8 protein-coding genes are annotated in these 12,802 nt (G+C 68.4%); 4 read left to right on the top strand and 4 right to left on the bottom strand.

Annotated features, from left to right (window positions below):
* The first annotated feature begins 48 nt into the window (after positions 1-48).
* The 4 genes from ABN034_RS25050 to ABN034_RS25035 are packed head-to-tail and all read left to right on the top strand — an operon-like array spanning position 49 to position 6,036.
* A complete protein-coding gene (locus tag ABN034_RS25050; protein ID WP_349693424.1) occupies positions 49-1,122 on the top strand; it encodes a sialidase family protein in 1,074 nt (357 codons plus the stop codon).
* Positions 1,119-2,540, top strand: coding sequence for an apiosidase-like domain-containing protein (locus ABN034_RS25045; protein ID WP_349693423.1), 1,422 nt, complete (start codon positions 1,119-1,121; stop codon positions 2,538-2,540). Before ABN034_RS25050 ends, ABN034_RS25045 begins: the two co-directional genes overlap by 4 nt.
* Positions 2,537-3,898, top strand: a complete 1,362-nt coding sequence (locus tag ABN034_RS25040; protein ID WP_349693422.1) for a DUF5605 domain-containing protein — start codon at positions 2,537-2,539, stop codon at positions 3,896-3,898. Before ABN034_RS25045 ends, ABN034_RS25040 begins: the two co-directional genes overlap by 4 nt.
* Positions 3,892-6,036: a hypothetical protein gene (locus tag ABN034_RS25035; RefSeq protein WP_349693421.1), complete on the top strand. Its 2,145-nt coding sequence runs from the start codon at positions 3,892-3,894 to the stop codon at positions 6,034-6,036. The genes ABN034_RS25040 and ABN034_RS25035 overlap by 7 nt, the downstream gene beginning before the upstream one ends.
* A 319-nt stretch (positions 6,037-6,355) precedes the next feature.
* Here ABN034_RS25035 and ABN034_RS25030 read toward each other — a convergent pair whose 3' ends face one another.
* From ABN034_RS25030 to ABN034_RS25015, 4 genes are read right to left on the bottom strand one after another with little or no spacing between them, the layout of a single operon-like run.
* Complete coding sequence (locus ABN034_RS25030) at positions 6,356-7,420, bottom strand: enolase C-terminal domain-like protein (protein WP_349693420.1); 1,065 nt, start codon at positions 7,418-7,420, stop codon at positions 6,356-6,358.
* Positions 7,417-9,564 carry a right-handed parallel beta-helix repeat-containing protein gene (locus tag ABN034_RS25025; RefSeq protein ID WP_349693419.1) on the bottom strand — a complete coding sequence of 716 codons (2,148 nt, stop codon included), beginning with the start codon at positions 9,562-9,564 and terminating at the stop codon, positions 7,417-7,419. The genes ABN034_RS25030 and ABN034_RS25025 overlap by 4 nt, the downstream gene beginning before the upstream one ends.
* Positions 9,474-11,276, bottom strand: a complete 1,803-nt coding sequence (locus tag ABN034_RS25020) for a glycoside hydrolase family 28 protein (RefSeq protein ID WP_349693418.1) — start codon at positions 11,274-11,276, stop codon at positions 9,474-9,476. The genes ABN034_RS25025 and ABN034_RS25020 overlap by 91 nt, the downstream gene beginning before the upstream one ends.
* Before the next feature lie 11 nt (positions 11,277-11,287).
* On the bottom strand, positions 11,288-12,796 hold the full coding sequence (locus tag ABN034_RS25015) for a pectinesterase family protein (protein ID WP_349693417.1): 1,509 nt from the start codon (positions 12,794-12,796) through the stop codon (positions 11,288-11,290).
* Positions 12,797-12,802: the final 6 nt, after the last annotated feature.

Genomic DNA, 12,802 nt, shown 5'->3' with positions numbered 1-12,802 from the left:
CGTGGTAGTCGGAGACGTGTCATCCGAGCGGAAAGGTGAGGAGTACGCATGGACAGTCGGTTCACCGGGGTAGTGAAGCGCAACGAGTCCGAGCCCGACATGACGTCGGCGTTCCTGCCGGTGGCGCACGAGTCGGACAGTCATGCGGCCAACCTCACCGAGCTGGCGAACGGTGACCTGCTCTGCGTGTGGTTCAACGGTCCGGGTGAGGGGGATCCGGACACCAATATCGTGCTGTCCCGCCTGGCGTCAGGCACCCGCCGCTGGAGTGAGCCTGCGATGATTGCCTGCGACCCGCACCGGTCGGAACAGAACCCGGTCATTTTCTCCACGCCCGACGGCACCGTCTGGCTCTTGCACACCTCCAACGAGCCGCACGACCAGAAGACGGCGCACGTGCTCGCCCGAACTTCCACCGACGCCGGGCATACCTGGAGCGAGCCATGGGTGCTCTTCGGTGGCCCGGGGTTCTTCCTGCGAAATCCGCCGGTCTTCGCCGACGACGGGTCGTGGGTGCTTCCGGCGTACCACTGCCGACCTGAGGGTGAGCACAGTGTCGTTGTCCGCAGCACCGACGGCGGGACGACCTGGCGGGAGCACTCCGTGCCGACGAGCCTCCACCGAGTGCAGCTGTCGGCCGTGCAACGCGACGACGGATCGCTGTTCGGTCTGCTGCGCAGCCGGGCCGCCGACCGGATCTACGCCACCGAGTCGCGCGACCTCGGCCGATCCTGGTCGGTGCCGGTGCGCACCGAGCTGCCGAACAACAACTCCGCGATTCAGCTGGTCCGGCTGGCGAGTGGCGCGCTCGCCCTGGTCTACAACGACGCAACCCTGGAGCGCGACCAGTTCCGTTGGGTGGGCGATGCCGACCGGCCGCGCAAGAAGGCCGTACGCACGCCACTGACACTGGCGATCTCCGACGACGGCGGGCTCACGTGGCCGTACCAACGCAACGTCCAGAACGCCGACCTCGAGTACCGCGGCAACGAGATGGGCTACTCCTATCCGAGCATCATCCAGACCAGGGACGGGCGGCTACACCTTGCCTACTCGTATCTCCGCAAGACGATCAGGCACGTGAGCGTCGACGAGGCGTGGGTGAAGGCGGGTGAGCGATGACGTTCCCCGAGGTGGAGCGGTGGGGTGTCCACGACGTCGTGCTGGAAGGGCCGGCGGCCGGGAATCCCTTCGCCGATGTGGTGCTGACGGCCCGGTTCCAGCACCTCAACCGGGTCGTCGAGGTGGCCGGCTTCTACGACGGTGACGGCACGTACCGGATCCGGTTCTCCCCTGACCGTGAAGGGCACTGGCGGTTCGTGACGTCCAGCAATGTGCCCGCTCTGGACTCCCGTCGCGGGGAGTTCGTCTGTGTCGCTCCAGGTCCGGGCAACCACGGCCCGGTCAGGGTGGTCGACCGCTACCACTTCTCCTACGCCGACGGCACGAGATACCTTCCGGTCGGCACCACGTGCTACCACTGGACGCACCAGATGGACGAGGAGCACGAGGAGTCGACGCTGCGGTCGCTCGCGAGGTCGCCGTTCACCAAGGTTCGCATGTGTGTGCTGCCGACAGGTGGCATGCGACCACCGGCGCTCGCGTTCGAGTGCGACACACCTGGCAAGCTGGACAAGACTCGCTTCAACCCGCGGTTCTTTGCCCATCTGGAACGCAGAATCGCCGACCTGTGCGCGCTGGGAATCGTGGCCGACGTCATCCTGCTCCATCCGTACGACAAGGGTGTGTGGGGCGTTGACGACATGACGCCGGAACAGGACCGCTACTACCTGCGCTACGTCGTCGCCCGGCTGGCGGCGTTCCGCAACGTGTGGTGGTCGATGGCCAACGAGTACGACTTCAACACGAACAAGACGGTTGCGGACTGGGACGCGCTGCTGCGGTACCTGCAGCGGCTCGACCCCTACGCGCGCCTGCGGTCGATCCACAACGGCACCCGGATGTATGAGTGGGCCGCGGTGTACGACTTCACCAAGCCGTGGCTGACCCACCAGAGCATCCAGCACTGGGACGCCACGCAGGTCGGGCAGTGGCGAGAGGCGTGCGCAAAGCCGGTCGTGATCGACGAGATCTGCTACGAGGGCGACATCGAGCGCAGATGGGGAAACATCTCCGGGCGGGAGATGACCCGGCGGTTCTGGCTCGGCACGGTGGCCGGCGGCTATGTCGGCCACGGCGAGTGCTTCGTCGACTCGGCGTACGGCCGGTGGGTGTCGCGTGGTGGGGTGCTCAGCGGTGAGAGCCCGGCTCGGATCGCGTTCCTGCGCAGGATTCTGGAGGAAGGACCGGCGGACTGGTCGCGGGCCCGACAGGTGGGCACGTACTGGCTGGAGTATCTCGGCGACCGGCAGCCGGCGTTCCATTCCGTGGAGCTTCCGGACGGGGGCGACTATGCCATCGACGTGATCGACACGTGGGAGATGACGGTCACGCCCTACGGCGGCAGGCATCGTGGGCACTGCCGCGTGCCGGTGGGCCGCACGGATCTCGCGTTGCGGGTGAAGAAGGTGACCGGATGAGCGAGCAGCAGGCGGTCGAGTGCTGGGACGTGGTCGAGCTCGACGCCCGTGCGGGCGAGGCGGCGGTCTTCGAACGGGCCGGGAGGGCGTTCTTCGCTGAGCCGTTCGACGATGGCGGGCGGCACCGCGTGCGCTTCCTTCCCGACGAGCCCGGCGAGTGGACGTACACCTTCAACAGCGGCCGGATTGGCACCGTCGTCTGCACACCGCCTGCGCCGGACAACCACGGCCCGGTCCGCGTCGATGGGCTTCGCTTCCGGTATGCCGACGGCACGACCTACATCCCCGTGGGCACCACGGCCTTCTGGTGGTATCAGCAGGATGCCGGCCGCCGCTCACAGACGATGTCCGCGCTGGCGGGAATGGGCGTGTCGAAGGTCCGCATGTCGATCCTCCCCGCTGGGCGCGAGGACTGGCCGAATCACCGTCACCTCGCCTGCGTCGAGGCGGGCGTCAGGGACCTGCGCGAGCGCGGCGTCGCGGCGGAGCTCGTGCTGTTCCACGCCGGTGAGGATCCGGTCCGCGCCAGCGGCCCTGGCATCGGTTGGCAGGGCTACGTGCGCGAGGCGGTCTCCCGGCTCGCCGCGTACCGCAACGTGTCCTGGTGCATCGCCACGGACGCCGACCAGGTAGCACCTCCGCCCGAAGGATGGGAGGAGGTGCTGCGGACGGTCCAGGAGTACGACTACGGCCATCACCTGCTCACCCTCCACGGTGGTCCGCAGCTGGACTTCGGGCAGCGCCCGCTCACCCACGCGAGCGTCCGCCACGACCAGGTGCGCGTCGTGTCAGCCCTCACCGACGCGCTGGGCAAGCCGGTCGTCGTGGACAGCTGCGGATACGAGGGGGACGCGCAGGCTCGCGAGGCCAGCCTGACTGCGGGGGAGATGGTCGTACGGCTGTGGGAAGCCACCTGCCGCGGCGGCTTCGCCTCCCACGGCGAGTGGTACGCCGGACGGGGCGGCTTCCCCGGGGACGGCCAGGCCAGTTCGACCGGTTTCTCCGGCGCAGACGACGCCGCACCCTGGTGGGTGGCCGGAGGCCGCCCGGTGGGTGCGGCAGCGGACCGCGTCGCCTTCCTGCGTACGGTCATGGAGAGCGCGCCCCCAGACCTCCGCCGACGGTCGGAGGAGCACGACGCCTCAACACTGGAACTGCCTGGGATCTACTACCTGCAGTACTACGGGCCACACCGCTTCCGGAGCCGGGAATTCCAGCTGCCGCCGGGGAGCTATCGCGTGTCGGTGCTGGACACCTGGGCGATGACGATCGACGAACGTCCGGGAACCTGCACGGGTACGTTCGTGCTCGAGCTTCCCGGCAAGGCGCACCAGGCGGTGAGGATCGAACGATGCTGACCGAGCCGGAGCGCGCGGCGGGGACGACACGGTGGCGGCTGGTCGACCGGCGCGCGGAGAAGGTTGTGGAGCTGGTCGAGTCGGGCGGCGACGTCGCGGTGACGTACGCCTGGACGGGCGACGCGCAGCCCATCTTCGCCGGGACGCTTGGAGACATGCTCACGGTCTCGACCGGGCGTCCCTGGCGGTTCCACCATCCTGGGGTGAGCCGGCCTGACGTCCGCGGGGACCGAGACGCACTCGTCGTCTCCGGTGCCGTCGGAGATCTGGATGTCCGGATGGCGTGGCGGTTCGACGGCGATCTGCTCCGGGTCGACGTAACCTGGCGGAACAGTGAAGACGCGACTCTCGCGGACGTCGCTGCCGGCCTGGTGCTCGAGCTCGCCGGCAGGACGGGGGAGCGGATCACGATCCCGGGCGTGGTGTACAACGACAACCCGTCGGCCGATCCGGCGCGGGACGTGCCGCGAATCGGCCGCACGCCGGGTGGCGGATTCGTCTGCGAAGAGCACCGGCTGCCGATCCCGGCCGTGAATGTCGAGTGGGTTGGCCGTGACGGGCTGCGGTATCTCAGCGTCCATGTCCTGCCGAGCTACGTCGAGGACGCGGAGGGTCGGGTCCACTATGGCTCGCTCGGCGTCCGTCGTACTCCCGCCGGCGCGTCGATCGTCGCGCTGAGCGGCGTCGTGATGTTCGGGGGACAGCCCGACATCGCCTATGTCCACAAGGGAGCGACGAGTCCGTACGACGGCGGTTACCTCGATTTCCAGTCGGGGTTCACGCTGCGGAAGCGCTACGCCTTCGACTGGGGATCCGTCGAGCGGCGGGGGCACGGCTTTCGGCGGCTCGTCAAGCGCTCCTTGCCGCTCCATCGACCTGGCGGCAGTCGGCCGCACAGCCTGGAACGCCTCATCCAGCTGAAGACGCAGGCGATGGATGCCCGATGGACGGAGCACCGTGACCAGGCCGGCTATCTCAAGTTCCCTGCCTGGGGGGAGCCGGCGCGATCCGGCCGGGTGTCGCGGGACTTCTTGTACGGATGGACCGGGCAGTGCTTGCGTCTTGCCTGGTGTGACGGGCGGATCGGAATCGACGACGGTGTTCCGGAACGGATCACCCGATGTCGCCGGGCGGTCGACTGCTATGTGGGCGGAAGCGCCACCACCGTGCCCGGCCTGCGCCTGAACACGTGTCTCATCGACGAGGACCGCTGGCAAGGCTTCGTCCGGGGCGGGCACGAGATCGTGTCGAGCCGGGCGTACGGCGAGACACTATGCGACCTGGCCGACATCGTGCAGCTGTTCCGCTCCGCCAGCGAGGAGGTGCCGGAGGCGTGGACCGCGGCGTTGAGGGCTGCTGCGGAGTTCGTTGTCAAGGCGACGTTGACATCCGGGATCGCGCCGCTCGGCTGGCGACTCGACGGCAGCCCACACTCCTCCCTGATCTGTGCCGCCGGCCTGCCGGTGGTCTCGGCGCTCGTACGGACCGCACTGGTCACCGGCGACGAGAGGCGCCTGCGGCACGCCGAGTCGATGATGGAGCGGTACCACCAGCTGCACGCCGAGACGTTCGACCGGCCGTTCGCCCACTCGACGCTCGATGCCGCCTGCGAGGACAAGGAAGGCGGGATGTCCTACTTCCTCGCGGCGTACGACCTGTGGCTCGCGACCGGACGCGATATCCATCGCGAGCGTGCGGCGTTGGCGGCGGACTGGCTGTTGACCTTCGTCTATGTGTGGTCGCCGGCGTATGACCGTGGTTCGTTGCTGCGGGAGCGTGGCTTCTCCGCGGTCGGATGGCCCACCGTCAGCGTGCAAAACCACCACCTTGACGTGTTCTTCCCGACCTACGAACTGTGGCAGTTCGGACACATGACAGATGAACGGAGGTACGTCGAGGCCGCGGAAACGACGATGTACGCGACCGGGCAGGGAATCTGCACGAAGGCCGGCGAGTGGGATTTCGGCGTCGTCGGTGAGCAGGGGGAGGCGTTCTTCCAGACCAACTGGCAGCGACGCGGATGGAGCAACACCTGGAATCCCTCGTGGGTGATCGCGTTGCCTTTGTCGAACGCACTGCGCATGCGTGCCGCCGAGGGATCCCTGAGCCGTCGTGGGAGTCAGGTGGAGCAGGGCTGAGGGCGCGCAGGGAGCGATGGATCTCGAATTTCAGGGCGCCGGCATACGACAGCCGGAACGGCGGCGCGGATAGCGGCGCCGCATGTGCGCGACCTCTGCAGGTGACCAAGTGGCTGTAGAGCCTCACGACCCTGCGTGAGCCGACCCGACACGGGGGGATGCAAACCTCGCCCTCGGAGTGTCAGGTAGATGCCGCCGGTTCATCGACACCCGTGCTGTCTTGAACGTTTGCGCGCGTCGTCCGTCGACAGCCGGTGGGTCGATTGCTGCGCGGAGCAACCGGCTAAGTTCTGTGGTCGAGGGGGCTCCCGACCCAGTGTCACCGCTCCCACGGCAGCGCCGGCACCTCGTCGGGCCGGCCGATCCCCGGTGCTGTCGGCGCGTGGACCAGGCCGGACGCGTCGACGCATGGTTCACGAACGACGGGATTCGTCGACACCAGCGACTCGTAGTACGTGGTGTTCGGGATGGCCATGCAGAGCTGGCGGTGCGCGGCGCCCATTCCATGCACCTCCGCACGCAGCCCGAACGACTCGGCCAGGTGGGCGATCCGCATCGCGCCGGTGACGCCGCCCTTGAGCATCGTGGACACCCGGACGTACGTCGCACAGCCGGAGCGGACGAAGTCGGCGGCGTTGAAGTGCGAGCCGTCGGAGGTCTCGGCGACGAGCAGAGGCACGCGGACCCGTTCGGCGAGCCACTGGTAGGCGGTGATGCTGAACTCCCGCATCGGCTCCTCGTACCACCGGTAGCACGCGTCGGCCAGCGCGTGCCCGAGATAGATCGCGTCGGGCAGATCGAATCCCGCCGACCCGTCGTACATGAGGTCAACTCGATCACCGACGTGCGCGCGGAGGGCCGTGCACAGCTCCGCGTCGCGTCGCGCATCGCCCCACGCGTGGAGCTTGATCGCGGGATAGCCCAACTCGAGGCACTGGTCGGCGACGTCGAGGTACTCCGCCACGGAGCCGAACGTCGTCGTGCTCGCATATGCCGGGATGGAGTCGCGGAAGGTACCCAGGAGCCGGTGGACCGGCTGGCCGGCCACCTTGCCGGCGATGTCCCACAACGCCTCGTCGACCAGGCCGAACGTGTAGAGCGGGAACTCCTCCACCCGGTCCAACTCCCAGATCCGGTGCCAGAGGTATTCGCGGGCGAACGGATCCGCCCCCACGAGCTCCTCCCGCAACCTGCGGTCGACGAGATCGGTGAGGATGGCGCCGCGCCGCGAGTAGGCCACACCGTCGACACCATCGTCGGTACGAATGCGCAGGACGCCACCGGTGTGCGCCGGCTCCGACCCCGGGAGGCCGGTACGCCAGACGAACCCCGGCGTGGCGGGCGGCACCTCGACGAGATGGACCTCGACGGCGACGATCTTCATCGGCTCTCCTCTCGCGGACCCGCCGAAGGATTCTGCCCGGACGAACGCCGGTCCGGACTTGCTGTCCGGCGGGCGAGCGGGTTTGGCCGGTCCTCGCCCGGCCGTGGGCCGACCCGTGAGACGTCGGGCACCCGGATACCGACCTCGGAGGCCGGCGCGCTGGCCAGGAGGGTGAGGTCGCGGGCGTCCGGATCGGCGAAGCCGGGGTCGGCCACCACCGTGTGGGCGTCGTGCCCGAGCGCCCGCCACTCCTTGTCGAGGCGCTCGACCACCGACCACCCCTGGCTCGGGTCATGCCTACCGTTGCCGGCAAGACAGACCGGTCCGGCGGTGTCCCAGACCAGGTTGAGATCGCTGACGACGCCGTACGCCAGGACACCGCGGTCGCCGGGTGCGCCGACGAAGGCGGGCACGCCCGCGGTCAGGACGATGTTGCGTTCGAAGGTGAACGTCACGTGGTCCTCGGGGCGGGTCAGGGCCACGGCACCCAGTCGCCCGAACGCGAGGACGTTGTGCCGCACGATGTTCTCCCGGCCGTAGTGGATGTGGAGGCACTGGCTGTCGACGTCGTGGCACACGTTGTCCTCCACCACGACGTAGGACGACCCGGCGTCGAGATAGATGCCCCAGCCGCCGTAGTTAGCGCAGGCGATGTCGTGGATGTGGTTGTTGCGGACGACTGTGCCCGGTGCGACGCCGAGCAGGTAGATCCCGCCAAGGTCGCCGAGGAGCCGGGCGGTCCCCAGATGGTGGATGTGGTTGCCCTCGATCACGTTGTCGGTCGACGGGCTGGTGTCGTAGTCCCACACCCAGCCGCAGGAGATGCCGGAGTAGCAGAGGTCGTGGATGTGGTTGTGGGCGATGAGGTTGCTGGCGGTGTGCCGGGCCAGCACCCCGACGGCCTGCGGATAGACCCTGCCGCCCGCCGAGATCTCGTTGTCGGAGATCTCGTTGCCGGCCGTGAACGCCGGATCGTCGCGATATGTCGATCCGCTCATCTTGACCGCCCCTGCCCCCAGGTCGGTGAGGGTGTTGCCGCTCAGCAGGTTGCCCTGGCAGCCGTATCCGAGCTCGACGGCGTAGCCGCCGACGTGGTCGACGGTGCACGCCACGATCGAGCAACCCCGCGCGCCGGTGAAGACCAGCGCCGCGCCGACATCGGCGGCCGCCTGGGGCGCGGCCGCGTACGCGACGTCGCGGGGCAGTGCGGGATCCTCCCGATGGTCGAAGGGTGGCCGTGCCGGCGGCAGCTCCGCCCAGTCGGCGTAGCTGAAGCGCAACCTCTCGAACCGAACCGACCGGACGAACTCCCTCCGGTCCAGCCGGCCGCGGACCACCACGAACTGCTCCAGGACAGGTACCTTCGCCCCGAAGCTGTCCAGCCGGTCCTCCGGGCGGGGTACGTACAGCAGCCGCCGACCGGCCAGGTCGTGGTACCACTCGCCGGGCATCTCGCCGAACGCCTCGAGCACGTTGTCGAGGTAGTAGCGGGCGAACCTGCGCGCCGCGTCGTCGCGCAGGCTGAAAATGCTGCGGACCCGGGTGTGGACCGTCCGAGTTGCCCGGTCTGCCCGCCGCACCGGCATCCGTTCCTGGACCCAGTAGTGCGGGACGACGACCTCCACGGCGGACGGATCGGCGAGCTCAGGCAGGTCGCCTTCGGCGTACTGGAAGGCGTCCGTGCCGTCGAACAGTGTGCTCACCATGTCGGCATCGAGGTCGAGGTCTGGCTGGTCCGCGACCCGCAGGAAACCGTCGCGGGGCAGCCGCGGCCGGGGGCGCCGCTCGCCGCCGACGAAGAACGACCGGCCGCAGCGTTTCGGCGCTGTCGTCCACCACGCAGATACGCCGTTCACCTCCGTCTCGGCCCAGCCGGTGAGGGTGGCGGCGCCCTCGAACACCGGTGGCCGGTCCGGGTCCAGCGCGACGAAGCTCGTGAACGAATCCTCGGGCCCGAGCTCGAGCGGCCGGGTCATCGGGTAGTGGCCGGGCGCCACCCACACGACGGCCGGTTCGCCCGGGTCACGCCGGCGGCGCAGCACGTCGCGGGCCGTCACCAGGTCGGGCACGGGATAGCCCGCGGACCCGTCGGCGTACGCCGCGCCGGCCGGTGACACGAAGAGCTCGATTGCGTCTGTACGCATGGTGCCTCGTTCCTCCATCCAGTGCCGATGTCGGTTTGTCTGGCGGCCTCCAGGAGAGCTTGGCGTTCCGCATCAGTGATCAGTCCGGCATCGTGCAGGTCTGCGGTGACCCGCGCCACGTACGCGTCGAACACGCCGGCCGAGGTCCAGTCGTACTCCTCCTGGAACTGCTCGGACAGGCACCACTCGCCGACCCGACGGTCCGCGACGCCCGAGTCGATCAGCACCTCTGGGACGCCCAGCCAGACCGAGCCCTGGCACACCACGGAGTCCGCCCGCGAACCGTTGATGGTCACGCCGGAAAGCCGCAGCCCCTGCACGTTCTGGAGGAGCATCGGTGTCGCCACACCGTCGAACGAGGAGTCCGAGATGGTGATGTTGGTGACCGGGGAGCGCGCATATCCCCGCAGGTACAACGCGTGCGTGCCGCCGCTGCTGTGCAGATCCTCGACATAGATGTTGCGTACGACGGGGGTGAAGTCGCCGGCGTCGCCCTCCTCGTAGAAGAAGTCCACCCACACGACCTGTCCGCGCTGCTGCGGGACGTCGTTGTCGCGGACGTAGATGTTCTCCACCACGCCGCCGCGCAGGGAGTTCGTCTTGACCCGCACGACGCGATCCAGGTCCGGGCTGTTCATCACGTTGTTCTGGGCGAAGACGTTCCGAACCCCGCCCGACATCTCGCTGCCCGCGACCACCGCGCCGTGGCCGGCCTGCATGAGGTTGTCCTCGATCAGGATGTTCTCGCTCGGGATGCCGATCCGGCGGCCTTCGGCGTTGCGTCCGGACTTGATCGCGATGCAGTCGTCACCGGTGTTGAAGCGGGTATTCTTGATCACCACATCGCGGCTGCTCTCCGGGTTCACGCCGTCGTTGTTGGGTCCGAGGCTCTCCAGAGTCACGCCGTCGACCGTGACGTTCTCAGAACGTACCGGATGCACCAGCCACATCGGCGAGTTGTTGAGCGTCACCCCCTGCAGGAGAATGTTCCTACTCTCGTAGAACTGCACGAAGTTGGGCCGGAGGAAGTGCCCAGCCCCAAAAACCCGCTCCGCGACGGGCACACCCTCCTCACCCATTCGGAGCAACGCATTCCGGTCGGCGGTCTCGAGCACACCGCCACCGGGCGCGGGCGTCCTCTTCCAGTCCCACCAGTTGTCCGCGGCAGCCTGACCGTCGAGGACGCCACTTCCGGTGACCGCGATGTTCTCGGCCTGGTAGGCATAGTTGAACGGCGAGTAGTTGTAGAGCTCGACACCTTCGAACCGGGTCTTCACCACGGGCAGGAAGTCCGCCTTGTCGGTGCTGAAGCTGACGACTGAGCTCTCCTCCAGATGGAGGTTGACGTTGCTCCTCAGGTGGATGGCGCCGGTGAGATACGTACCGGCCGGGACGACCACCCGCCCACCGCCGGCGGTGTGGGCGGCGGCGATCGCCAGCCGGAACGCGTCCGTGCTCTTCTCCCGGCCGGTGAGGTCGGCACCGAAGGCCGTGACATCGACATCGAGCTCGGGAAAGGTCGGTGGCCGCACACGCGCCCGGATCTCATCCGCCTGGCTCCACGCCTCGCTGGTGTCGGTGGGATCGCCCAGCGGGTCGGGGAACGGGCCGTGCGACGTCGCTCCGGCCGCCGCGGGCAGCAGAACCACGCCAGCGAGTGCGGCGACCAACGCGGCCAAGGTTCGCCGCCGTTTTCCAGAGATCGCGCTCATCGTCCACCCCTTCACTGCCCGCGTTCCTGGCGGGCTGGAACCACGTCGGTGCTGCTGTCGGCACGGAGGTCGGCCCGCGGATCCCAACCGCCAAGCACGGTTGACGGATCTCGTAGCGCGGCGGCCTCGTCGTCGGTGAGCTGGCGGGAGCAGGCGAGCCGCTGGCTGGTGTCGACCGGATCGCCCGAGAGGTCGGTGCTGCCGTACTCCCACAGGCGTACCTGTGTGGCCGCACCGCAGTCGCCGGGCTGGAAGACCTGCCAGCCCACGGCCCGCACGTGGCTGTCCATCGCCGCGTCGATGAAGACGACCTGGCTGGTGGGGAATCGGGCCAGCTCGGCGCGGGCGAGGTAGAGGCTCTCGTCGGGCACGTCCGGCGCGCGGGTGAGCCTGACATCGGCGAAGACATAGCCTGGCTGGCCGTCGAGGTTCCGGGACTGCACGTAGTAGCCGGGGCTCATCGCCTTCAGCTCGGACTTCTCCAGGAACACCCCGCCGGTCCCCCAGATGAAGTCCACGTCGCCCTCGATGTAGCTGTTCGTGACGTACGCCTTGCCCTGCAGGCGGAGCGTGTCCTGGAAGCTGAGCAGGCGCACGCCGCTGAGGACGATCCGCTCACCGTTTCCCCGGAACGCCTCGGCCTGGGATCCGCCCTTCGGCGTGAGGTTGTGCACCGTGATGTCCTGCATGAGAAAGTCGTCGGCATCCACGCCAACAGCCGCACGCCAGCAGTTGAACCGGTCGGGAATGGGGAGCACCCGACGAGGGCAGTAGCTCTGCTCCGGCGGCACCGATGCCATGGCGATGTCACCGTTGAGGACGTTGTTGTTCGGGTAGGCGATGACCGTCCGGTCCCGGTTCGCGCCGACGATGCGAAGGTGTGGTTTGGTCTGCGGCACGTAGACGATCTCACGGTAGGTGCCCTCAGCCACGTCGATGCGGACCGGCCGGTCGTTGCCCTCCGGTACGAAGTCGATGGCTCCCTGCACGGTGCAGAAGTCGGCGCCACCCGTGGCGTCGACCGTGAGCGTGGTCGACCCCGCCGGCGGGTCATGCTTGGTGCGGAACTGCCACGCGGTACGGCTGTGGATGCCGGGAAAGCCCGCGACGAAACCGTCGTCCACCGTGACGTAGTAGAGCTGGCCGGCGTCCAGTCGGGCGTGCAGGTAGACCGACACCGTGCGGCCCTCCACCACCACGGGTTCGTAGTTCCACAGATGGAGTTGGCCGAAGTCAGAGCGCGCTCCGCCGATGGTTCGTTGCCGGCTCGCCGGGTCGGCGAGATCGACCACATCTGCGACGGTGCCGTCGGCTCGATGCACCGTCAGTCGGCCGCCGGACCCGAGCTGGACCGGCTCGGGAAACGTCATCCGCAACGATGTGTCCGCGCACGCCGGCTGGGCCAACCCGTGCGGTGCGACGCTCACCATGGCCGGCTCAGGAGCCGACGACGTGCCGGGTAAGGCGAGCACAGACCCGACCAGAACGATCACCGCCGTGAATCCCGCGACCATGCCCATCCGAAC

It is taken from the genome of Actinopolymorpha sp. B11F2 (assembly GCF_040195635.1).
GTDB lineage: Bacteria > Actinomycetota > Actinomycetes > Propionibacteriales > Actinopolymorphaceae > Thermasporomyces.
The sequence above is the reverse complement of the archived record's forward strand: the minus strand, read 5'-3'. Positions and strand labels throughout refer to the sequence as shown.

Bases quoted from the DNA above. Each gene is read 5' to 3' on its own strand.
- ABN034_RS25050 (WP_349693424.1), top strand. From the start codon at position 49: ATGGACAGTCGGTTCACCGGGGTAGTGAAGCGCAACGAGTCCGAGCCC.
- ABN034_RS25045 (WP_349693423.1), top strand. From the start codon at position 1,119: ATGACGTTCCCCGAGGTGGAGCGGTGGGGTGTCCACGACGTCGTGCTG.
- ABN034_RS25040 (WP_349693422.1), top strand. From the start codon at position 2,537: ATGAGCGAGCAGCAGGCGGTCGAGTGCTGGGACGTGGTCGAGCTCGAC.
- ABN034_RS25035 (WP_349693421.1), top strand. From the start codon at position 3,892: ATGCTGACCGAGCCGGAGCGCGCGGCGGGGACGACACGGTGGCGGCTG.
- ABN034_RS25030 (WP_349693420.1), bottom strand. From the start codon at position 7,420: ATGAAGATCGTCGCCGTCGAGGTCCATCTCGTCGAGGTGCCGCCCGCC.
- ABN034_RS25025 (WP_349693419.1), bottom strand. From the start codon at position 9,564: ATGCGTACAGACGCAATCGAGCTCTTCGTGTCACCGGCCGGCGCGGCG.
- ABN034_RS25020 (WP_349693418.1), bottom strand. From the start codon at position 11,276: ATGAGCGCGATCTCTGGAAAACGGCGGCGAACCTTGGCCGCGTTGGTC.
- ABN034_RS25015 (WP_349693417.1), bottom strand. From the start codon at position 12,796: ATGGGCATGGTCGCGGGATTCACGGCGGTGATCGTTCTGGTCGGGTCT.